This is a genomic window from Kitasatospora sp. NPDC097691 (assembly GCF_040302665.1).
Classification (GTDB): Bacteria; Actinomycetota; Actinomycetes; order Streptomycetales; family Streptomycetaceae; genus Kitasatospora.
Map to the genome: position 1 here is coordinate 39655 of NZ_JBEORY010000037.1, position 21046 is coordinate 60700.

The 21046-nt window shown below is 73.4% G+C and carries 20 protein-coding genes; 17 read left to right on the forward strand and 3 right to left on the reverse strand.

Annotated features, from left to right (window positions below; genetic code table 11):
• Window positions 1-365 precede the first annotated feature (365 nt).
• From ABTY56_RS24275 to ABTY56_RS24300, 6 genes are all read left to right on the forward strand, one after another.
• Entirely contained in the window at window positions 366-3536 is a 3171-nt protein-coding gene (locus tag ABTY56_RS24275; RefSeq protein WP_350631150.1) for a sensor histidine kinase, read from the forward strand.
• Window positions 3533-3952, forward strand: a complete 420-nt coding sequence (locus ABTY56_RS24280) for a roadblock/LC7 domain-containing protein (protein ID WP_350526220.1) — start codon at window positions 3533-3535, stop codon at window positions 3950-3952. The genes ABTY56_RS24275 and ABTY56_RS24280 overlap by 4 nt, the downstream gene beginning before the upstream one ends.
• A gap of 185 nt (window positions 3953-4137) precedes the next feature.
• Window positions 4138-4542 (forward strand): DUF742 domain-containing protein, encoded by a 405-nt coding sequence (locus tag ABTY56_RS24285; protein ID WP_350631187.1) that lies wholly within the window; start codon window positions 4138-4140, stop codon window positions 4540-4542.
• A 37-nt stretch (window positions 4543-4579) separates the two neighbouring features.
• Entirely contained in the window at window positions 4580-5173 is a 594-nt protein-coding gene (locus tag ABTY56_RS24290; protein WP_350631188.1) for a GTP-binding protein, read from the forward strand.
• Between the two features lie 473 nt (window positions 5174-5646).
• Window positions 5647-5844 (forward strand): hypothetical protein, encoded by a 198-nt coding sequence (locus tag ABTY56_RS24295; RefSeq protein WP_350631152.1) that lies wholly within the window; start codon window positions 5647-5649, stop codon window positions 5842-5844.
• Window positions 5845-6329: 485 nt separating this feature from the next.
• Window positions 6330-7214, forward strand: a complete 885-nt coding sequence (locus ABTY56_RS24300) for a winged helix-turn-helix domain-containing protein (RefSeq protein WP_502893176.1) — start codon at window positions 6330-6332, stop codon at window positions 7212-7214.
• Between the two features lie 85 nt (window positions 7215-7299).
• Here ABTY56_RS24300 and ABTY56_RS24305 read toward each other — a convergent pair whose 3' ends face one another.
• Complete coding sequence (locus ABTY56_RS24305) at window positions 7300-8082, reverse strand: IclR family transcriptional regulator (protein ID WP_350631154.1); 783 nt, start codon at window positions 8080-8082, stop codon at window positions 7300-7302.
• Window positions 8083-8594: 512 nt separating this feature from the next.
• Here ABTY56_RS24305 and ABTY56_RS24310 point away from each other — a divergent pair.
• From ABTY56_RS24310 to ABTY56_RS24335, 6 genes are all read left to right on the forward strand, one after another.
• On the forward strand, window positions 8595-9626 hold the full coding sequence (locus ABTY56_RS24310; RefSeq protein WP_350631156.1) for an ABC transporter substrate-binding protein: 1032 nt from the start codon (window positions 8595-8597) through the stop codon (window positions 9624-9626).
• A 208-nt stretch (window positions 9627-9834) separates the two neighbouring features.
• Entirely contained in the window at window positions 9835-10863 is a 1029-nt protein-coding gene (locus ABTY56_RS24315) for an NrtA/SsuA/CpmA family ABC transporter substrate-binding protein (RefSeq protein WP_350631157.1), read from the forward strand.
• Between the two features lie 44 nt (window positions 10864-10907).
• Complete coding sequence (locus tag ABTY56_RS24320) at window positions 10908-11750, forward strand: ABC transporter permease (RefSeq protein ID WP_502893177.1); 843 nt, start codon at window positions 10908-10910, stop codon at window positions 11748-11750.
• Complete coding sequence (locus tag ABTY56_RS24325; protein WP_350631158.1) at window positions 11747-12553, forward strand: ABC transporter ATP-binding protein; 807 nt, start codon at window positions 11747-11749, stop codon at window positions 12551-12553. The genes ABTY56_RS24320 and ABTY56_RS24325 overlap by 4 nt, the downstream gene beginning before the upstream one ends.
• 122 nt (window positions 12554-12675) lie before the next feature.
• A complete protein-coding gene (locus tag ABTY56_RS24330) occupies window positions 12676-13581 on the forward strand; it encodes an ABC transporter substrate-binding protein (protein ID WP_350631159.1) in 906 nt (301 codons plus the stop codon).
• Window positions 13582-13584: 3 nt separating this feature from the next.
• Complete coding sequence (locus ABTY56_RS24335; protein WP_350631161.1) at window positions 13585-14661, forward strand: LLM class flavin-dependent oxidoreductase; 1077 nt, start codon at window positions 13585-13587, stop codon at window positions 14659-14661.
• A gap of 173 nt (window positions 14662-14834) precedes the next feature.
• Here ABTY56_RS24335 and ABTY56_RS24340 read toward each other — a convergent pair whose 3' ends face one another.
• Complete coding sequence (locus ABTY56_RS24340; protein WP_350631162.1) at window positions 14835-15827, reverse strand: aldo/keto reductase; 993 nt, start codon at window positions 15825-15827, stop codon at window positions 14835-14837.
• 583 nt (window positions 15828-16410) lie between these two features.
• Here ABTY56_RS24340 and ABTY56_RS24345 point away from each other — a divergent pair.
• The 5 genes from ABTY56_RS24345 to ABTY56_RS24365 all read left to right on the forward strand — a co-directional run bounded on the left by ABTY56_RS24345 (window position 16411) and on the right by ABTY56_RS24365 (window position 20111).
• Complete coding sequence (locus ABTY56_RS24345; RefSeq protein ID WP_350631163.1) at window positions 16411-16977, forward strand: TetR/AcrR family transcriptional regulator; 567 nt, start codon at window positions 16411-16413, stop codon at window positions 16975-16977.
• 187 nt (window positions 16978-17164) lie between these two features.
• Complete coding sequence (locus ABTY56_RS24350) at window positions 17165-17752, forward strand: DUF4865 family protein (RefSeq protein WP_350631165.1); 588 nt, start codon at window positions 17165-17167, stop codon at window positions 17750-17752.
• A gap of 18 nt (window positions 17753-17770) precedes the next feature.
• Window positions 17771-18295 (forward strand): carboxymuconolactone decarboxylase family protein, encoded by a 525-nt coding sequence (locus ABTY56_RS24355; RefSeq protein WP_350631167.1) that lies wholly within the window; start codon window positions 17771-17773, stop codon window positions 18293-18295.
• Window positions 18292-19302, forward strand: coding sequence for a phosphotriesterase family protein (locus ABTY56_RS24360; RefSeq protein ID WP_350631168.1), 1011 nt, complete (start codon window positions 18292-18294; stop codon window positions 19300-19302). The genes ABTY56_RS24355 and ABTY56_RS24360 overlap by 4 nt, the downstream gene beginning before the upstream one ends.
• A 134-nt stretch (window positions 19303-19436) precedes the next feature.
• Window positions 19437-20111 carry a Pr6Pr family membrane protein gene (locus ABTY56_RS24365; RefSeq protein ID WP_350631169.1) on the forward strand — a complete coding sequence of 225 codons (675 nt, stop codon included), beginning with the start codon at window positions 19437-19439 and terminating at the stop codon, window positions 20109-20111.
• Between the two features lie 133 nt (window positions 20112-20244).
• Here the strand turns inward: ABTY56_RS24365 and ABTY56_RS24370 are convergent, their stop codons facing one another.
• Entirely contained in the window at window positions 20245-21009 is a 765-nt protein-coding gene (locus ABTY56_RS24370; protein WP_350631170.1) for an SDR family NAD(P)-dependent oxidoreductase, read from the reverse strand.
• Window positions 21010-21046: the final 37 nt, after the last annotated feature.

Consider the following 21046-nt stretch of genomic DNA (forward strand, 5'->3'; position numbering starts at 1 on the left):
GAAGGACTCGGGGAGGAGTCGGTGGGGGTGTGCGGTGGGGGAGCGGAGTGCGGGCCGGTCGGGAAAATCGGACGTCTGCGGATGATCCGGGCGCGAAGTGCAGGCGATTGGGACCGGTTTCTGACGTGTGCGGGGCAAGGTGGAGAAGCGGAGTGGTTCGCCCCTCGAACGAGTGGTCAGGGCGTAGTAGAGTCGCGCAGACCCGTGGCCGGGAGCCCCTTCCGCAACCCTCCTCATCGTTCCCCGTGCTGTTCCCCACTGTTCCCCACTGTTCCCCACCGTGCCGCTCACCTCCCGCCGCGCCCACCGCTTCCACGGCTCCCACCCTCCCCGTCCGCGCCTGGCACTTCCCGACCGAGGACTCCATGCGTCTGCGCAGCAGCTCGATCCGCGCGAAGATCATCGCGCTGCTCCTGGTGCCCATCGTGGCGCTCACCGCCCTGTGGGTGTACGCCACCCTCGCCACCACCGGGGACGTCTGGAGCCAGCTGAGGAACAGTCGTACGTACAAGGAGTTCTCGGGTCCGGTCGACCAGTACGCCGCCGACCTGCAGAACGAGCGCCGTGCCGCGGTCCAGCAACTGGCCGACCCGCGCTCGCCCGTCGCCCGGGACGCCTACGAGCACGCCAAGGCCGCCACCGACCGCAGCCTCACCGTGCTGCGGCAGAAGAAGGACGGCTCCGACAACAAGCTCTCCACCGCCCAGCGCGGCCGCTTCGTGCAGATCATCGCGGCCGCCGACCAGATGGGGCCGCTGCGCTCCCAGGTCGGCCGTCTGGCGCTCAACTGGGAGTTCGCGCTGGACCAGTACAGCGACCTGGTCAAGCCGGTGTTCGGCTTCCGCTCCGCGTACGTCGCCCGGCAGAGCGGTCAACTCCCGCGCCAGGGGACCATCCTGATCGAGCTGTCGCGTGCCCGCGAGTACCTGGCGCAGGAGGACGCGGCGATGGAGGGGCTGCGCACGAGCGCCACCAAGCCCACCGCCGAGCAGTACCAGACCGCGCTGGACGCCCTGCACAACCAGCAGGCGCTGTTCACCGTCTACATCGCCGAGCTCGAACCCGCCGACCAGTCCGACTACGCCGCCCTCCGCGGCGGCGAGGCCTGGAACGCCCTGGCCCGGGCCGAGGCGGACTTCGTCGGTGCCGGCGGCCCCGACCGGGTGGTCCAGGCGCTCAACAGCGACTCCTGGCGGGTGACCGCCGACCGGGCGCTCGGCGACCTCTCCCAGATCAACACCCGGATCGCCGCCGGACTGGACGATCGCGCCCGGTCCGCGGCCATCGGGATGCTCTGGCGCGGCGGCATCGCCGGTGCGATCGGCCTCGTCGCGGTCGTGCTGACGATCCTGATCTCGTTCCGGATCGGCCGGGGCCTGGCCCGCGAGCTGATCGGACTGCGCAACGCGGCCAACGAGCTGGCCGGCACCCGGCTGCCCTCCGTCATGCTGCGGCTGCGCCGCGGCGAGCCGGTGGACGTGGCCACGGAGGCGCCCGAACTGCACTTCGGCGACGCCGAGATCGGCCAGGTCGGCCAGGCCTTCAACGCGGTGCAGCGCGCCGCCGTCGAGGCCGCCGTCGAACAGGCCGAGCTGCGGCGCGGCGTCTCGGCCGTGTTCGTCAACCTGGCCCGGCGCAGCCAGGTGCTGCTGCACCGGCAGCTGACCCTGCTCGACACCATGGAGCGCCGCACCGAGGACCCGGCGGAGCTGGCGGACCTCTTCAAGGTCGACCACCTCACCACCCGCATGCGTCGGCACGCCGAGGGCCTGATCATCCTGGCCGGCGGCTCGCCCGGACGTGCCTGGCGCAAGCCGGTCCGGATGGTGGACGTGGTCCGGGCGGCGGTCGGCGAGGTCGAGGACTACGCCCGGGTGACCGTCCGGCCGTTCCCCGGCACCGGACTGCTCGGCAGCGCCGTCGCGGACGTCACCCACCTGGTCGCCGAACTCGTCGAGAACGCCGCGGTGTTCTCCCCGCCGACCACCCAGGTCACCGTCCAGGGCGAGGTGGTGGCGCACGGCTTCGCCCTGGAGATCGACGACCGCGGGCTCGGGCTGAGCGAGCAACTGCTCGCCGAGATCAACGAACGCCTGGCCGTGGAGCAGGAGTTCGACCTCGCCGACACCGACCGACTGGGCCTCTTCGTGGTGAGTCGGCTGGCCCGGCGGCACGGCATCCGGGTGCACCTGCGACCGTCCCCGTACGGCGGGACGACGGCGGTCGTGCTGATCCCGCGCGAACTGCTCGCGGAGGCGCCGGACGCGCAGCCGGAGCCGAGCGCGGCCGGTCGGCGGCCGGTCGGCGGCGCCGGCCGTCGCGGGCAGCGGGACCTGGTCGCGGTGCCGGGGTCGGGTGCGGGGGCTCCCGCGGGGACACCGTCCGGGCGTCCGTCCGCCAGGTCTTCGGCGGGCGCCGCGTCCGGCGCCGCGTCCGGTTCCTCCACCGGCGCCGCGTCCGGTTCCTCCGCCGGCGCCGCGTCCGGCTCCTCGGCCGGTGTCGGTACGGATGCCGGTGCAGGTGCGGGCGGTCGGCACCGGGTGACGGGTGGGCCGCGGCCCTCCGCGCCCGAGCCGGGGCGTACGGCGGGCGGTCTGCCGCGTCGGGCCTCGCGGACCAAGGGCGGACCGGTCCTGGTCTCCGCGCCCGGGGCCGACGCCGGGGAAGCGCCGGGAACGGGGCGGCACCGGCGGGAGGACGTGGTGATGGCTGCGGCCGCGGAGGCCTTCGCGGCTGCCGAGGCCGCCGACGCCGCCGAAGCTGCCGAGACCGGCGGTGTCGGGACGGCCGGGGCGACTGCGGTTGCCGAGAGCACTGGTGCCGCGGGTGCCGCTGTCGTCGCCGAGGTTCCGCCGACTGGCGCGGCGCCCCGGACGGCGGGCGGTCTGCCGCGTCGGGTCCGGCAGGCGAACCTGGCGCCACAGCTCAGGGAGCAGCGCACGGAGCAGTTGAAGGAACGATTCCGCAGTGCCGACGGGCCGGAGGGCGCGACCGGGGACGCCGGATTCGCTCCGGACGCCCCGGACGTGCGGGAACGCTCTCCCGAGGAGGCCCGGGCGACCTTCGCCTCGTTCCAGCGCGGCTACACCCGCGGGCGCGGTGCCACCGCCCCGGTGGACCGTGCCGGGGCCGCCAAGGACCGCGACGCCTCGGCGGAGGGCCGAGACGGCACGGCGAAGGGCCGCGGGGGATCGTCGCGCGACCGGGTCGCGGCCGTACTTCCCTGGCAGCCGCCGGACCCGTCCCGCCGGGCGATCGCCCCGGCACCCGCCCCGGCGGCGCTGACCGCCCCCTCGGACACCGGGCGCGCCCCGCTCGCCCGCCGGCCGCAGTCCGGACCGCCGGTCCGTCGCGCCCCGGACGCCGGATCGCCCGTGCCGCCGGCACAACCCGGCACACCCGCTCCATCGGCACGGCAGGTACCACCCCTGCGACCCGCACCGGTCGTACGGCCGGTACCACCCGTGGAGCCGGTACCACCAGCACGACCCGCATCACCTGCACCACCCGCTCCAGCGGAAGGAACTGATTCATGACCACTTCGACGCAGCCGTCCGGGGACCTCAACTGGCTCCTGGACGACCTCGTGGGGCGCGTCGCGGCCCTGCGGCACGCGGTGATCCTCTCCAGCGACGGCCTGGCCACCGGCGCCTCCCGGGAGCTCGACCGCGAGGACGCCGAGCACCTGGCCGCCGTCGCGGCCGGGTTCCACAGCCTGGCCAAGGGGGCCGGCGGGCACTTCAAGGTCGGCGGCGTCCGGCAGACCATGGTCGAGCTGGACGAGGCGTTCCTGTTCATCACGGCCGCGGGCGACGGCAGCTGCCTTGCCGTGCTGAGCGACGCCGAGGCCGACATCGGCCAGATCGCCTACGAGATGGCCCTGCTGGTCAAGCGGGTCGGCGAGCACATGGCCGCCGAGCCGCGCACCGAAACCGCCCCGCCGGGGAGATGAGCGGGCCGATGGCGGATCCGAAGGCGGACGTGCCGGACGGCCCCGAGGTGCCGGTGGGCACGGACGGGCCGGCCGGCGCGGACGCAACTCCGGGTGCTGACACGGCTCGGGCTGCAGCGGTGCCCCGGAGTGCGGATGCTCCGGCGGACGCGGAGCAGGCGGACCCGGACGGACCCGAGGTCGACCTGTTCCGTCCGCGCACCCCGGTCGACGACCGCTGGTTCGACGACGAGGCCGGCCCGGTGGTGCGGCTCTACTCGATGACCCGCGGCCGCACCCGGCCGGTCGAGGAGGGGCTGTTCGACCTGATCTCGCTGATCACCGCCGCCGAGCCCGGGCCGGACGCGGGGGCCGTGCCCGCGCACGTCCTCGACCCGGAGCACCAGACGCTGCTGGCCCTGTGCCGCAGCGAGCCGCTCTCCGTCGCCGAACTCGGCTCCTTCACCGACCTGCCGGTCAGCGTGGTGCGCGTGCTGCTCGGCGACCTCTACGACGCCGACCTGATCAGCGTCACCCGACCCGTTCCGCTCGCCGAGCTGCCGGACGAGCGCCTGCTGCGAGACGTGATCAATGGACTCCGTGCGCTCTGACCACCACCTCCGCCCGGACGGTGCCGCGTCCCACCCGGTGAGCCCCAACGACCCGCGGTGGCGCGGTGGTCCGGCCGTCGCGGTGAAGATCCTGGTCGCGGGCGGCTTCGGCGCGGGCAAGACCACCCTGGTCGGATCGGTCAGCGAGATCCGGCCGCTGCGCACCGAGGAGGAGCTCAGCGAGCTGGGCCGCCCGGTGGACGACACCTCGGGCGTGGAGGCGAAGCGCACCACCACGGTGGCGATGGACTTCGGCCGGATCGACCTGCGCCCCGGTCTCGCGCTCTACCTGTTCGGCACCCCGGGGCAGGACCGGTTCTGGTTCGTCTGGGACGAGTTGGCGCGCGGCGCGCTCGGCGCCGTGGTGATCGCGGACACCCGGCGGCTGGCCGACTGCTTCCCGTCCGTCGACTTCTTCGAGCAGCGCGGCATCCCGTTCGTGGTCGCGGTGAACTGCTTCGACGGAACCGATCGGTTCTCGCCGGACGAGGTGCGGGATGCGCTCGACCTCGACCCGGACATCCCGGTGGTGCTCTGCGACGCGCGGCTGCGGGAGGACGGGAAGGAACTGCTCGTCGCGCTGGTCGAGCACGTGGCGGCGCGCCGACGCCGCTCTCCCGCGCGGGTCTGACCTTCCTCCGCGGGTCGGCGAGTCCTTGGCCCGGCGACTCCGCAGCCCGGCGAGTCCTTGGCCCGGCGACTCCTCGCGTCGGCGAGTCCTTGGCCCGGCGACTCCGCGGCCCGGCGACTCCTCACGTCGGCGAGTCCGCGGCCCGGTGATCCCCCCGCCCGGCGACGCTTCGGCCCGACGTGCCTCCTCGGCCCGTCCGTGCCTCTCCGGAGGGGGTCGACCCGTACTGCCGACCGGCTCTGAGGGAGCCTCGGACGGCGGCGTTCGCGGGTACCCAGTCCCGCCGCAGTCTCATTCCCCTGTCCGCATTCCGGACAAGCGGTGTGCGGAAGGTTGCCTAGACCCGCCCGGCCGTGGAAGGCTCTGTGGTCGAAGGCCGCCCGGCCATGCCGTCGGGAGCCCCGGAAACGCTCCGTTCAAACGGGCGTTGCCGATCGGCGACCGGCCTTCGACGATCCGGCGAGGCACCGTCGGTGCCCACCGGCAGCGGTGCGCACCGCGAACAGAACGAGGGGGAGGGCAGCATGGCGACCATCGGCCGACGACGCATCGTCACCGTCGTGTCCGGACCCCTCATGCCCGGCTCCGCCCGCTCGGGCGCTGCCGTTCCGGTGCTCACCGTCCGCCGCTACATCGACCACGCGCTGATCTGCAGCGCGTGTTGTCGCTGACCGGCCTGTCCCGTCCCGGTACGTCCCCGGCGCTCCCGGCCCACCAGCCACCGCCCGACGCACCGTCGATCCCGTCGACCAGGCCGTAGCGGACCGCCGTCCGGCGTGCCGCGGCCGACCAACCGGACCCGCCCAGCGGAGAGACCACCAGTGAACATCGTCTGCCCCAGACCTGCCCCCGCCGTCGTCGGCCGTACCCGAACGACCGGGACGGCCCCCGCGACGTGCGCGGGTGGTCGACGGACCGGACTGTGGATCGGGCGCGTGAGCCGCGCCGCGGACAGCCGGCGGGGGCGCCACGACCTGGAGCCCTTCTGGCCGTCCCGGCAGCCGCACCTGTTCGATCAGACGTGTCCGGGCTCGCCCAGCGCGTCCCGGCTCTCCGCCCGCTGAACCGGTTCCGTCCGGTCCAGCCCCGGTAGTACGCCCGGTCGACGCGCAGACGACTCCACCCCGTCCGTCACGCGCGAAATGAGCGGCACACCATGACTTCCTCCTCCACGGCCACCCTTCCCCTGCCCGCCGCGACCCCGCATCTGCGGGCGGTGCGTACGGTGCCGTCCGTTCCCTCCGTTCCGTCCGTTCCCCCGGCCCTTCCCGGCGCGGTCGGGGTCGCGGGCCCGTCTTCCGAGTCGTCCGCCGGCCTGTCCGTCGCCCCGGCTCCGGTGGGCGACCGGTGGCCTGGCGCGGCCACCCGCTCGCCGCACGCCGGCTCGCCCCGCCCGGTGGCGGCTCCGGCGGTGGCAGCGCCGCAGCCGGGTGCGGTCGTCCCGCCGGCCCCGCACGCACTGCTCGCCGCGCTGCCGGAGGGGGCGGCCGTCGTCGCCGCCCTGCCGCAGGGCGTGCTGCCACAGGGGCTGCTCGCCCAGTACGGCACGCAGTTCGGCGGCGCGAACGGGAGCCCGATGGTGGGGTACCTGGTGCTGGTGCCGGCCGAGAGCCCGGTGGCGGCGACGGGCCCGGCCGGGGCTTCCGGTGCGCCCGTGGTCGTCGGGGTCGCCGGGGCCGCCGGACCGTCCGGGGCTTCCGGGCCTTCCGGGGTCCCCGCCTCGGCGGGTGTCCGCCCGGTGCGTCCCGCCGGGCACGGCATCAGCGTCGACACCGAGCGGCGGAACGCCTACGTCGACGGGCGGCTGCTCGACCTCACCTATCTGGAGTTCGAGCTGCTGGCCCACCTCACCGAACACCCGCAGCGGGTGCACACCCGGGACCATCTGGTCTCCGCGGTCTGGGGCTACGGCCACGTCGGGGACGGCCGGACGGTCGATGTGCACGTCGCCCGCCTGCGCCGCAAGCTCGGACCGGCCTACCGCGACACGATCGTCACGGTCCGCCGGGTCGGCTACAAGTACACCCCGGCCGGCGTCTGATCGCTGACCGTCGACTGCGGCGGCGGGCTGCCCGTACCCCCGAAGCGGACGGGAGGCCCGCTGCCGTGAGCATGGTGACGGTGCGTCAGGCGCGCTGGTCGGGTGGCAGCAGGAGTACGGCGAGGGCGTCGGCACACGTACGGGCGTGGCTCAGGAACCACCCCAGTCGGCCGTCGGTGAGGTGCGCCGGAGTCGAGCGGACCGCGAGCGCGAAGCGGGCCTGCCCCGCGCCGTCCAGGACCGGGACGGCCACCGTCCGCACCCCGGTGGCCGACTCACCGTCGTTGAGCGCGTACCCCGCCGCCCGGACCTTCGCCAACTCCTCCTCCAGGAGCGCCGGTTCCGTGATCGTGCGGTCGGTGAAGGGCCGCAGCGGGCCGAGCGTGGACGCCGCCGCCTCGCCCGGGCGCGGCCAGGCCAGCAGGACCTTGCCGAGTGCCGTGGAGTGCAGCGGGCGGCGCAGACCCAGCCCGGTGTCCGGGCGGACGGACCCGCCGACCAGGATCACCGCGTGCGGGCCACTGCGGATTGCGAGGTCGGCCGTCGCCCCGGTGCGCCGGGAGAGCACCTCCAGCTCCGGTGCGGCCAGGTGCAACCCGCGCTGGTGGAAGGTGAGTTGGCCGAGCTCGGCAACGGCCGGGCCGAGCCGGTAGCGGGCGGTCTGCTCGTTCTGCTCCAGGAAGGCGGCGCTGACCAGGGTGCGGGCCAGCCGGTGTGCGGTGGAGACCGAGAGGCCCATGCGACGGGCCAGGTCGGAGGCGCTCAGGTCGGGGCCGTTGTCGTGGAAGCAGTGCAGCAGCCCGAGTGCGCGCTGAACGGCCTGCGCACCGGCCGGCGGACTCTGGACGGCGGTGGCGGCCTCGGCCATGACACCTCGCGTTTCGGTTCGGAACCCCGGCGGACCGCCGGAGGGAGTCTCAGCGTAGGGCAGCCAGGGCTTCGGGAATGTGTCGATGACGTTGCAATGGAATGGCGTTGATGAACAACTGATCCCGCCATGTGGCAAAGTCTTGCTTCCGCTTCGACTGCCGTGGAACGCTCCTGGCATCGCGCCGGACGGCACCTCGGGCCGGGCGGCGCGGATGTCCCGATCCGTTGGATTCGCAGGAAGGAGTGGCGCCGTGACCTTCCACCGGTGTCGCCCCTCCGGCGCGTGTTGTCGCTGACCCGCGTCTCCCACGTCTCCCGCGTCTCCCACGTCTCCCGCGTCTCCCGCGTTTTCCGTGCCCCGCTCCCGCCGACTCGGCGGTGCGCACATCCCGTGCTTTTCGCGCCCTTCCGACGGTCGTCGGTGCCTTCAGCGCCTTCCGTGTGTTCAGTGCCTTCCGCGTGTTCGGTGCCGTCCGTGCCGTCCGCGCCCTCCGTAGAGGACCAAGCCTCGTGCCCCTTCGTTCCCCGGCTTCTCCCGCCCTTCCCGACACCCTCTGGTACACCCGCTGCCCGGTGCCCACCGCGACCGGGATCGCGGCCGACCAGGGGTGGCTCGCCCGCGAGTTCGCCGCCGACGGGATCGCCGTCCGCTCGCTCCAGGGCGCCCCGCAGCAGGTGGCCGCCGACCACCACTACACCCACGCGCTCACCGGACTCTTCCGGGAGGGCGGCAACGTGCCCGCGCTGTGGGCCCGTTCACGCGGTGAGGCGACCAGGCTGATCGGCCTCACCTGGATCGAGGAGCGTCAGGTGGTCCTGGTCCGGGCCGGCAGCGGCATCGCCGCGCCCGGGCAACTGCGCGGACTGCGGCTGGCGCTACCACATCATGGAATCGCCATCGACTTCTGGCGGGCGATGGCCCTGGCCGGGTTCCGCGGCGCCCTTGCGCTCGCCGGGCTCACCTTGGACGATGCCGAACTCGTCGACGTCCCGGCCGCCTCGGGCGGCGGGCAGTGGTCGGCCGAACTGGCCGCGCTGCGGGACGGCACGGTGGACGCGGTCTACGCGAAGGGCGCGCTCGCGGTCGAGGCGGCCCGCCGGATCGGTGCGGAGGTGGCCGTGGAGCTGGACGCGGCGCCGGAGCGCCGCACCCGGGTCAACAACGGGACGCCCCGGCCGGTCACCGTCCACCAGCGTCTGCTGGACGAACACCCCGAGCTGGTCGCCCGCTTCCTCGCCGTCCTGGTGGAGGCCGCCGACTGGGCGGCCGAGCGTCCGGCGGAGGTGGCCCGGATCCTGCGGGCCGAGACCGGCGCCGGTGTCGAGGGTGTCGCCGGGGCCTACGCGGCGGGCAGCCACCGAACCCTGCACCTGGACCTGTCGGAGGAGCGGCTAAAGCTGCTGGCGCTGCAGGAACGTTTCCTGCGGGTGCAGGGCTTCCTCCCCGCGTCGGTGGACGTCCAGGCCTGGGCGGACCCCGAGCCGCTGCGCGCCGCCCGGGAGCTGCTGCGCGTACGGCGGGCGGGCCTCGTGCGGAGTTGAGCCGACATACGCGCTCCCGTCGGGGTCCGTAGCCCGTAGCCCGGCCCGGCCCGGCCGACGGATCACCACCGACAGACCTCAGCCGACGGCTTTGCCGCAGTCGGCGGCCTGCCGCGAACGGCTTTCAGCTTTCAGCGTTCAGCCTTCAACTTTCAGCGAACAGATTTCGAAAGTTGTCAGCTGTCATTCGTCACCCCTTGGAGACCCCGTGAAGACACCCCGCCTCGTCCTCGCCGCCACCGCGCTGCTCGCCTCCACCGCCCTGGCCGCCTGCGGCTCGTCCGCCGACGGCGCCAAGGCCTCTGCGGCGGGCGGGGCGGGCGGTACGGCCGACGTGGTGCTCCGCCTGCCCGACCCCGGGAACAACGGGTTCCTCGCCCGGGGCAAGAAGGACGGCTCGCTGGACCGTGCCCTGGCGGCCGTCCACGCCAAGGTCGCCTGGACCGGCAGCGCCGGCCCCTTCGCCCCCGCCGCGCAGGCCCTCTCCGCCGACCAACTGGACGTCGCCCAGGGCTCGATCACCTCGGCCGTCGCCGCGCTGGCCCAGAAGCCCGGCTTCAAACTGTTCGCCCAAACCGCTCCCGACGCCGTCGGCGAAGGCATCCTGGTGAAGAACGGCTCGCCCATCACGTCCGTCCGGGACCTGGTGGGCCGGAAGGTCGCCGTCTCCCAGGGCGGCACCAGCGAGTACCTGCTGCTCAAGGCGTTGGCCGAGAACGGCGTCCCGGCGGACCGGGTGGAGCGGGTCTACCTGCGCGCCGACCAGACCGCCGGCGTCTTCAACTCCGGTCAGGTGGACGCCTGGGCGACCTGGAACACCTTCTCGACGCCCGCCATCGCCAACGCCGGCGCGCACTTCCTGGTCAACGGCCAGGAGGTGGGCTCCGACAACTACGCCGTCTGGGCGGTCCGCAACGGCTTCGCCGACAAGCACCCCGAGGTGGTCCAGGCCCTCTACGCCTACCTGCGCGAGAACGGCCGGAAGGAGAAGGAGGATCCGGCCGCCTACCTCAACGTCTTCACCGACTCCGGCCCGACCGCCGTCACCCCCGCCGAGCGGGACGTCGCGGTGAACGTCGCCAGGCAGGGCGCCCCGGCCGACGCCATCTCCGACGCGGACACCGCCCGCTTCGGTACGGTCGCCCGGTTCTTCGCCGACCAGAAGGTCACCAAGCAGCTCGTGGACGTGAAGCCGTACCTGATCGACATCGACAAGCTGGGGGTCGGTGCCGAGTGACCACCGCCGCGCCGCAACTCACGCCCGGACGCACGTCCACGAGCGTGCCCGACGACACCCGGTCCGCCCTCGAAGTGGGCCTGGTCACCCCGCACACCAGCCGGACCCGTCCCCGCCCCCGCATGCTCGCCGTGATCCTGCGCGCCCTCGGTCCGCTGGCCCTGCTCGGAGGCTGGGCGCTCGCCTCCGCCACCGGCGCGCTCACCCAGGATGTACTCGCCTCGCCCACCCAGGTCGCGCAAGCGGTGCGGGAGTTGTGGGGCAATGGACAGCTGACCGACGCCTTGGCCGTCTCTCTCACCCGCGCCGGACTCGGCCTGCTCCTCGGTGCCACTGCCGGCCTGGTGCTCGGTGTCGTCACCGGATTCACCCGACTCGGCGAGGAGTTGCTCGACTCCGCGATCCAAGTCCTGCGCACCGTCCCGTTCCTGGCACTCGTCCCGCTGTTCATGGTGTGGTTCGGCATCACCGAGACCGCGAAGGTCGCCCTGATCGCCGTCGCCACCAGCTTCCCGATGTACGTGTCCGCCTCCGGCGGGGTCCGCAGCACCGACCGCAAGCTGGTCGAGGCGATGCGCAGCTTCGGGCTCGGCCGCTGGGCGATCGTGCGGACGGTCGTGCTGCCGGGCGCGCTGCCGTCCCTGCTCTCGGGGCTGCGCCTGTCCATGACGCTCAGCGTGATCGCCCTGATCGCCGCCGAGGAGATCAACTCCACCGAGGGGATCGGGTACTTGATGGCCCAAGCGCAGAACTACTCGCGTACCGACGTGCTCGCCGTCTGCATCCTGATCTACGGGCTGCTCGGCCTCACCGCCGACGGCATCGTCCGAATCCTGGAGCGCGTGCTGATGCCGTGGCGCCGGGCCGTCCAGGGAGCAGTCCGATGACCACGACCGCAGCCGTCGCCGCGCCCGGCAGTGTGCCCGTCACCACGCGCGGCAGCACACCCATCACGGCGCCCGGCAGCACGCCCACGGTCGGCGCGTGCGAGGATGCCGTCCCGGCCGTCCATCTGCGCGGCCTGCGCCGGGTGTTCGGCAGCCGGGCGGTCCTCGACGGTGTCGACCTCTCCGTCGGCCGTGGCGAGTTCGTCGCGCTGCTGGGCGCCAGCGGCACCGGCAAGACCACGCTGCTGCGCATTCTCGGCGCGCTCGACCACGCCGACGAGGGCACCGTGCTCGTCCCACCGGCCCGCACGGTGGTGTTCCAGGAGCCCCGACTCGTCCCGTCCAAAAGGGTGTTGGCCAATGTCACAATAGGTCTGCCGCGTGGCGCCGCGACCCGGGCGACCGGGCTGAAGGCGCTCGCCGAGGTCGGCCTGGAACGTCACGCCGGCGCCTGGCCGGCCACCCTCTCGGGCGGTGAGGCGCAGCGCGTCGCACTCGCCAGAGCGCTCGTCCGCGAGCCCCGACTCCTGTTGCTCGACGAGCCGTTCGCCGCACTGGACGCGCTCACCCGCCTGCGCATGCAGGACCTCGTCGGTGACCTGGTCCGCCGCCACCGTCCGGCCGTGCTGCTGGTGACCCACGACGTGGACGAGGCCGTGCGGCTCGCCGACCGCGTCGTGGTCCTGCGCGACGGCCTGCTCGCCCGCGACGAGACCGTGGCGGTCGACCGCCCGCGCGATCCGGCCGACCCGGCCTTCGCCGAACTGCGCCGCCGCCTGCTCGCCGATCTCGGCGTCCACTGACCACCCGCCGTCCGCGCCGTCCCCGCCGTTTACGCCGTCCCCGTCCTCCCCGTCCACCTCGTCTTCGCCATCCACTGCGGCCTCCCCGGCCGAACCACCCCCGTACCACCGGAGTTGAACAGATGACCATCACCCTCGGCGTCCACGCCGGCAACCCCTCGCTGTACTACCTCGCCCGACTGCCCTATCTGGACGAGGAACTGGCCCCGCTCGGCGAGACCGGCGCCTTCCACCACTACGCCGACGGCACCCGCACCGGCGCGCTGCTCGCCGACGGCACCATCGATTTCGGCGGGACCGGCTCCACCCCGCCGATCACCGCCCAGGCTGCCGGCCACGACCTGGTCTACGCGGCGGTCTCCGCGCCCCGCCCCGACCACGGCGCCCTGCTGGTGCTCGACTCCGGACCGGTCCGGACGGTCGTGGACCTCAAGGGCGGCACCGTCGTCCTCGGGGTCGGCTCCTGGCAGACCCACCTGCTCGCCAAGGCCCTGCACGCACAGGGGCTCACGTACGGCGAGGACGTCACCCCGGCCCGCCCAGTGCCCGGGGAGGACCAGGCCCGACGGCTGCGCGCCGGCGAGATCGCCGGCTGGATCGCGCAGGGCGCCGAACTCGCGGCCGCCCGCCGCAGCGGGGAGTTCCGCGAGCCGGTCCGCACCGGCGACGTCATCACCGACCGTTCGGTGTTCTTCACCCGTCGCGACGTCGCGACCGAGCGCCCCGAGGTGGTTGCCGCGATCGTCACCGCGCTGCGCCGGGCGGACGCCTGGGTTGCCGCCAACCCGGTCGAGGCCGCCGCGATCGCGGCCGGGGAACTGGGCGGTGCGGCCGCCGACTGGCAGACCGCGCTGGCGGCGCTGCCGTGGCGACTGGAGCCCGCCACCGTCGAGTTCGTCGCCGAGCAGCAGGAGGCGGCGGACATCCTCCACGGGGTGGGATTCATCGACAGCCCGCTCACCCTCGCCGACGCCCACCTGCCGGCCCTGGAGGCGCCGGTCGTCGCCGCTCTCGCGAAGGCGGTCTGAGCCGTGGCCTCCGAAGTCCTCTGGTACATCATCCCGCGGGAGGGCCACTACCCCTGGGAGCCGTCCGGCCGCCGCCCCGTCGACCTGTGCTACCTGCAGCAACTCGCAGGAAGCGTCGAGCGTTTGGGCTACACCGGTGCCCTGCTGGCGACCGACCTCTACGACGTCTGGACGCTCGGCAGTGCGCTGGCGGCCGCCACCACCCCGGCCTTCAAACCGCTGCTGGCCGTCCACCCCGGACTGGTGTCGCCGACCCTGCTGGCCAAGATGGCGCTCAGCTTCGACCATCTGCACGGCGGACGGCTGCGCTTCAACGTGGTCAACGGCTCGACCGCGCAGCTGCGCGAGTTCGGCCTGGACGTCGGGCACGACGACCGGTACCGGCTCAGCGGTGAGTACTGGTCGATCGTCAAGCGCCTCACGGCGGGTGAAGTCTTCGACCACAAGGGGGAGTTCTACGACCTGAGGAACGCGGGCGCGAGTCTGCGCGAGCTCACCCCGGTGCAGCCCGGTGGCATTCCGCTCTGGTTCGGCGGCAGTTCGGCGGCCGGCATCGAGATGGCGGCCCGGCACGTGGACGTCTACCTGACCTGGGGCGAGCCGCCGCACCTGCTGAAGGAGAAGCTGGACCTGGTCCGCGAGCGCGCCGCCGCCCACGGCCGGAGCCTGCGGATCGGACTGCGGCTGCACCTGATCGTCCGCGACACCGAGGAGGAGGCCTGGGCCGCTGCCGACCGGCTGCTGGACGTCACGAGCGAGGCCACGTACGCGCGCCAACTGGGCGACGTGAAGGGGGAGGACGGGGTCGGCTGGCAGCGGCAGTTCCGTCAGCACGGCGGCAGGGTGCCGGCGCGGGCCCGGGAGCTGGAGGCCTATCCCAACCTCTGGCCGGGGATGGGCCTGTTCCGGCCCGGCCCGGGAACGGCGGTGGTCGGCTCGACCGCGCAGGTGATCGAGCGCTTGCAGGAGTTCGAGGAGCTGGGTGTCGACACCTTCATCCTCTCGGGCAACCCGCTGCTGGAGGAGGCCCACCGGGTTGCAGAAACGATTCTGCCTGCACTGGGTGTCGGCCACCGCTGACAGATCGATCGACAGATCACGACGGACAGATCACGACGGACAGATCACGACGCACAGATCACGACGCACAGATGACAGGTAGCAACTGACAGATGACAGCTGACAGATTTCGAAATCTGTCAGCTGTCATCTGTCGCCCGCCTGTCGCCCCGCCGTCGCAGCGGCCGGGCGGCTCACTGGCTCAGTCGGTCGATCTCCGCGAGCTCCTCCGCCGTCAGCGGCCCACCGGCCAGTGCGTCGAGGTTCTGGTCCAGCTGGGCCACGCTGCTCGCGCCGATGATCACCGACACCACCCGCGGGTCCCGCAGCACCCAGCACAGCGCCAGCTGCGCCAGCGACTGCCCGCGCCCCTCGGCGATCTTGTTCAGCGCCCGCAGCTGCTCCAGCTTCGGCCCGGTCAGCGCCTCCTCGGTCAGGAACTTCCCGACCGACATCCGCGAGCCCGCCGGCACCTCGCCGGTGAGGTAGCGGTCGGTCAGCAGCCCCTGGGCCAGCGGCGAGTAGGCGATCAGGCTGGTCTGCGTGTCGCCCACCGCGTCCAGCACGCCGCCCTCCTCGACGGACCGGTTGAGGATCGAGTACGCCGACTGGTTCATCAGCACCGGCGTCCCCAGTTCCCGCAGGATCGCCACCGCCTCCCGGTGCTGCTCGGCCGGGTAGTTGGAGATCGCCGCGTACAGCGCCTTCCCCGAGCGCACCGCGCTGTCCAGCGCCCCCATCGTCTCCTCGATCGGGGTGTCCGGGTCGTAGCGGTGCGAGTAGAAGACGTCGACGTAGTCCAGCCCCATCCGCTCCAGCGACTGGTCGAGGCTGGCCAGCAGGTACTTGCGGCTGCCGCCGTTGCCGTACGGGCCGGGCCACATGTCGTAGCCGGCCTTGGTCGCGATGAACAGCTCGTCACGGTACGGCCGGAAGTCCTGGGCGAAGAGGTAGCCGAAGTTGCGCTCGGCGCTGCCGTACGGCGGGCCGTAGTTGTTCGCCAGGTCGAAGTGCGTGACGCCCCGGTCGAAGGCCCGGCGCAGCACGGCCCGCTGCACCTCCAGCGGTTGGGTGTCACCGAAGTTGTGCCAGAGCCCGAGCGAGACGGCGGGCAGCTGGACGCCACTTCGTCCGGCCTTCCGGTAGGTCATCGAGGCATAGCGGTCATCCGCGGCGAGGTAGTTCATGCCGGACATCCTGCCAGCCGACCCCGGCCGATCAAGTCCTCGCCCCGATTCCGGCCGGTGTCCGTCCTCGCGTGGGGGGGGATCATCGGTGCGCGGGGCGGGCGCGCGCCGAGAAGAGCGCGGCGCGAGCAACTGGAGCCGATCGCAGGCGAGGTGGCTCCCGCGATCCGGCGCGAACCTCCCTGGTCGACGCTCCGCCGTCCGCCCGCGCAGCGCGCCGTGCACCCCCCTACGCGGCGTGATACCGACAACCGTGCGTGACGTGACGCGCGCCACCGATCGAGCCGGAATGCCGTTCGGTGGCGCGGGGGATGACGAACGGTCGAGGGGCCGTGGCCGCCGGGGGGCGGCGCACGGCCCTCAATCGTTCGGTGGCCGGCGAGACTTCCGGAAGTCTTCCTGGAAGCGGTCCTGGAAACCGTCCTGGAAACCGTCCTGGAAGCGGTCATGGAGCTCGGCCGAATCCGCTCCGGAGGCTCGTCCCGGAAGCCGGGATCGGAAGCCGGGGTCGGAAGCCGGATTCGGAAGCCGGATTCGGAGGAACACTAGCCACTTGTACCTACCAGTATGTACAGTGATCCACATGAGCACCCAGGACCGCCTCATCGAGAGCACCCAGGCCCTCCTCTGGGAGCGCGGCTACGTCGGCACGAGCCCGAAGGCCATCCAGCAGCGCTCCGGCGTCGGCCAGGGCAGCATGTACCACCATTTCACCGGCAAGCCCGACCTCGCCGCCGCAGCCCTGCGCCGCAGTGCCGAGGAGATCCGGGGCATCGCCGAGGCCGACCTCGCCGCCCCCGGCAGCGCCTACGACCGCATCGCCTCGTACCTGCGCCGCGACCGCGACGTGCTGCGTGGCTGCCGGATCGGCCGGATGGCCCAGGACCCGGACGTGGTCGCCGACCCGCAGCTGCGTGCCCCCGTCGAGGAGACCTTCGACTGGCTGCGCGGCCGGATCGCCGACCTGGTGGCCGAAGGCCAGACGGGCGGCGAGTTCGCCCCCGGGCTCGACCCGGCCGACACCGCCGCCGCCGTGGTCGCCGTCGTCCAGGGCGGCTACGTCCTGGCGCGCGCCGCCGACAGCGCCGAGCCCTTCGACCAGGCCGTCCGTGGCGCCCTGGGCCTGCTCGCGGCACACCGAATGGCCTGACGGCACGGACGAACCCCATGAGCCGAACGACCCGGACCGACCGGCCGAACACGACCGGCCGGAACAGGGCCGGGCCGAAACACGACCAGCCGAAACAGGGCCGGCTGAACGGACCGACTGAACAGGGCCGACTGAACGAACCCGGCCGATGCCCGACGTCGCCCCGCCGAGCCCGAGGAGTCCCGCCGTGCACGCCATGCAGTACGAGATCACCCTCCCCGCCGACTACGACATGGGCATCATCCGCAAGCGCGTCGCAGACAAGGGACATCTGCTCGACACCTACCCGGGCCTCGGTCTGAAGGCGTACCTGGTCCGGGAGCGCGGCCGGCAGGGATCCCCGGTCAACCAGTACGCGCCGCTCTACCTCTGGCGCACCGCCGAGGGCATGAACAGCTTCCTCTGGGGCCCGGGCTTCCGAGGTCTGAGCGTCGACTTCGGCCGCCCGGTCGTCCACCACTGGCTCGGAGCCGGACTGGTGCACGGCGGCGCGGACGACGCGGGCGAGGCCGCTCCGACCACCGCCACCCGCGACACCGTACGGCTGCCGGAGGCCGCCGACCCGGCCGAGGCCGTCGAGCGGGCGCTCGCCGAACTCCCCACGCACCCGGCCCTGCACACCGCCGCCGTCGCCGTGGACCCGAGCCGCTGGGAGCTGCTCCGCCTCGCTCTCTGGCGCGGCCCGGCACCGCAGGACGCGCCGGGCATCCGCTACCAGGTGCTGCACCTCTCCCGCCCCGAACTCGACCGGCTGCCGACCGGTCGCCACTGGTGAAAGGCCAGGACACCCCGGATGACTTCCGCCCCGCTCACCCCCGCCGCTGCCCCGCTCGCCCCCGCCGCTGCCCCGCTCGCCCCCGCCCCTGCCCCGCTCACCCCCGCCCCGCTCGACCGGGAAGCCGGCTACGCCCTGCTCGCCGAGCTCGCCGGCCCGGCCGCCACCGCCACCCTCGCAGGCCTGGACGCGCTCGCACCGGGCTTCCCCGACTGGATCGTCACCAGCCTCTTCGGCGGCACCTACCAACGCCCCGGACTCGCCCTGCGTGACCGCCAGGTCGCCAACCTGGCCGCGCTCACCGCCCTCGGCGGCGTGGACCCCCAGCTCGCCGACCACGTCCGCTACAGCCTGCGGATCGGTATGACGAAGGAGGAGGTCACCGAGGTCATCCTCCACCTCGCCCCCTACGTCGGGCTCCCCAAAGCCCTGGCCGGCCTGCGCGTCGCGACCGCCACCTTCGCGGAAGCCGCCGCCGACCCGACACCCGCCCCGCGCCCTGACGCCCCCGAAAACCCCGAAACCCCCGAGGGCGAAGCATGAGCCGCACCGTCCGTACCGTCCTCGGTGACCTCGACCCCACCCACCTCGGCATCACCGACTCGCACGACCACCTGTTCATCCGCACCCCGCTGCTCCCCGGACAGGAGCTGGACGATCCGGCTGCCGCCGAGGACGTCCTGCGCGCCTATGCGGCGGCCGGCGGCCGGGCCCTCGTCCAGTGGACCCCGTTCGGCATGGGCCGGGGCGCGGGCTCCCTCGCCGCGCTCTCCCGTACGACCGGCGTCCACGTCGTCGCCGCCACCGGCGCACACCAGGCGGTGCACTACCCGCCGGGCACCGACCCCGCCCCCGACGACCTCGCCGCACGCTTCGTCGCCGAGCTCACCACCGGACTGCCGGGCACCGAGCAGGACCCGGACGGCAAGCAGGCCCCGGAGAGCAAGCAGGACCCGGGCACCGCGCGCGTGCCCGGTGGACCAGGCGCATCAGGCGCACCAGGCGCATCCGGGGCCGTCCGGGCCGGCCTGATCAAGGTCGCCGACGACGCGGGCCTCACCACCCCGCACACCCGCCGGACGATGGCCGCGGCCGCCGAGGCGCACCACGCCACCGGCGCGCCGATCGCCGTCCACCTCGAACCCGACGGCGATCCGCACGAGGTGCTGTTCCGGCTCAGCAACCGGAACGGAGTCCGGCCCGACCGGATCATCCTCGGGCACCTCACCCGCTTCCCCGACCGCACCGTGTACCGCAGTCTCGCCGCCGAGGGCGTCCACCTCGCGCTGGACAGTCCCTCACGGTTCGGCCACCCCGCCGACCTGCAGGCCTTCGACGTGATCGCCGACCTGGTCGAGGCGGGGCACGCCGACCGGCTGCTCCTGGGCGCCGACACCACGACCCGTACCGCCCGGCAGGCCGGCGGCCCCACCCGCCTGCTCACCGACCTCGCCCCGCGCCTGGCCCGCGCCTTCGGTCCCGAGCTGCCCGAGCTGCTGCTCACCACCAACCCGGCGGCCGCCTTCGCCGCGGACTGGCGCACGCCGTGACCTCGGCGGGCCCGGGAGGGAGACACGCGCCCGCCCCTCGCCCGCCTTCCTGTGGCCGACTCCTCCCGCCCGGGTTTGAATCCGAATAGCCCTCCAGCCGGATGAGGGGCGCCCCCAGAGAGGCGGACCCGACGATGCCCGCACAACCGACCCACTCGTGGCTCGCACCCGCCCGGCTCGCCGTCGCGGCCTTCGTCGCCGTCGCCCTCTGCTTCTCCGGCTACCGCGCGGCGAGCGACTCCACCGGGGTGGTGAACTTCTTCAGCTACTTCACCAACCTCAGCGCCCTCGCCGGCATCGCCGTCCTGGGCTACGGCGGCTGGGCGGGCCTGACCGGACGCCGCCCGGTGCCGGACGAGGTCCGCGGGGCGGTCGTGCTCTACCTGGTGGTCACCGGGCTGGTCTACGGCACGCAGCTCGCGACGTATCCGGAGCAGCTGACGATCCCGTGGGTGGGCGACGTGGTGCACCGCGTGATGCCGCTCGTCGTGCTCGCCGACTGGCTGATCGACCCGCCGACCCGGCGCATCCGCCCGGTCACGGTGCTCGGCTGGATGGCGTTCCCGCTGCTGTACCTGACCTACGCGCTGCTGCGCGGCTACGCGATCGACTGGTACCCGTACGTGTTCCTCGACCCCGGCCGGCACGGCGGCTACCGCCGGGTGTCCGGGGCCTGCGTCCTGACGGCGGCGGCCTTCGTCCTGCTCGGGGCCGCCGTCGCCGCGGTGGGCAACGCCCTCGCCGCCCACCGGGACGCCCGCGACGGCGCGGTCCCGGGGGGCCGTCACGCCCAAACCGGAACGGGTTGACCGCCATCGGACGCGCTGTCCAGGGTGGCGACCATGGTGACGCTGCGACGCGCGGCCCGAGGCAGGGGTGCAGAACACGAGCGGGGCCTGTGCCGTACGGGGGATGGCACAGGCCCCTCGGTTCGGGCACCGGTCACATGTGGGTGCCGCCGTCGATGCGGAGCTCGGTGCCGGTGACGAAGGCGCCGTCGTCGGAGGCGAGCATGGCGATCACACCGGCCACCGTCTCCGGGCCCGCGAAGCCCTGGCCGAGGGCGGGGGAGAGCTTGGCGAGCAGACTGAAGTCGGCGTCGGCGGGCAGGCCGGGGTTGTTGGTCATGCCGCTGTCGATGCTGCCCGGGGCGACGCAGACCGCGCGGAGGCCCTGCTTCGAGTACTCCGAGGCGATGGCGTGCGTGAAGGACTGGATGCCGCCCTTGGTCGCGGCGTACGCCGCCATGTAGGGGTGGGCGAAGGTCGCGGAGGTGGAGCTGAAGTTGACCACCACGCCCTTGCCGCCGGCGAGCAGCGCGGGGAGCGCCTCGCGGGTCATCAGGAAGGTGCCGGTCAGGTTCACCGCGAGGAGCTTGTTCCAGAACTCCAGGGTGGTCTCGTGGGTGTGCGACGCGCGGAGGATGCCGGCCGCGTTGACCAGGACGTCCAGGCCGCCCAGGTCGGCGACGGCCGCGCCGACGCCCGCCACGACGGCTGCCTCGTCGGAGATGTCCAGGACCCGGATGGTCAGGCGGTCCGCGGTGCCGTCGGCGGTCGCGCGGTCCAGGGTCTTCTTCAGGCCGTCCTCGTTGACGTCGACGGCGACGACCTTCCCGCCCTCGGCGAGGATCCGGTGCACGGTGGCCTGGCCGATGCCCGAGCCGCCGCCGGTGATCAGGACGTTCCGTCCGCTGAAGCGCTCCATGGTGGTACTCCGTTCGTTCGTGGTCTCTCGACCTCAA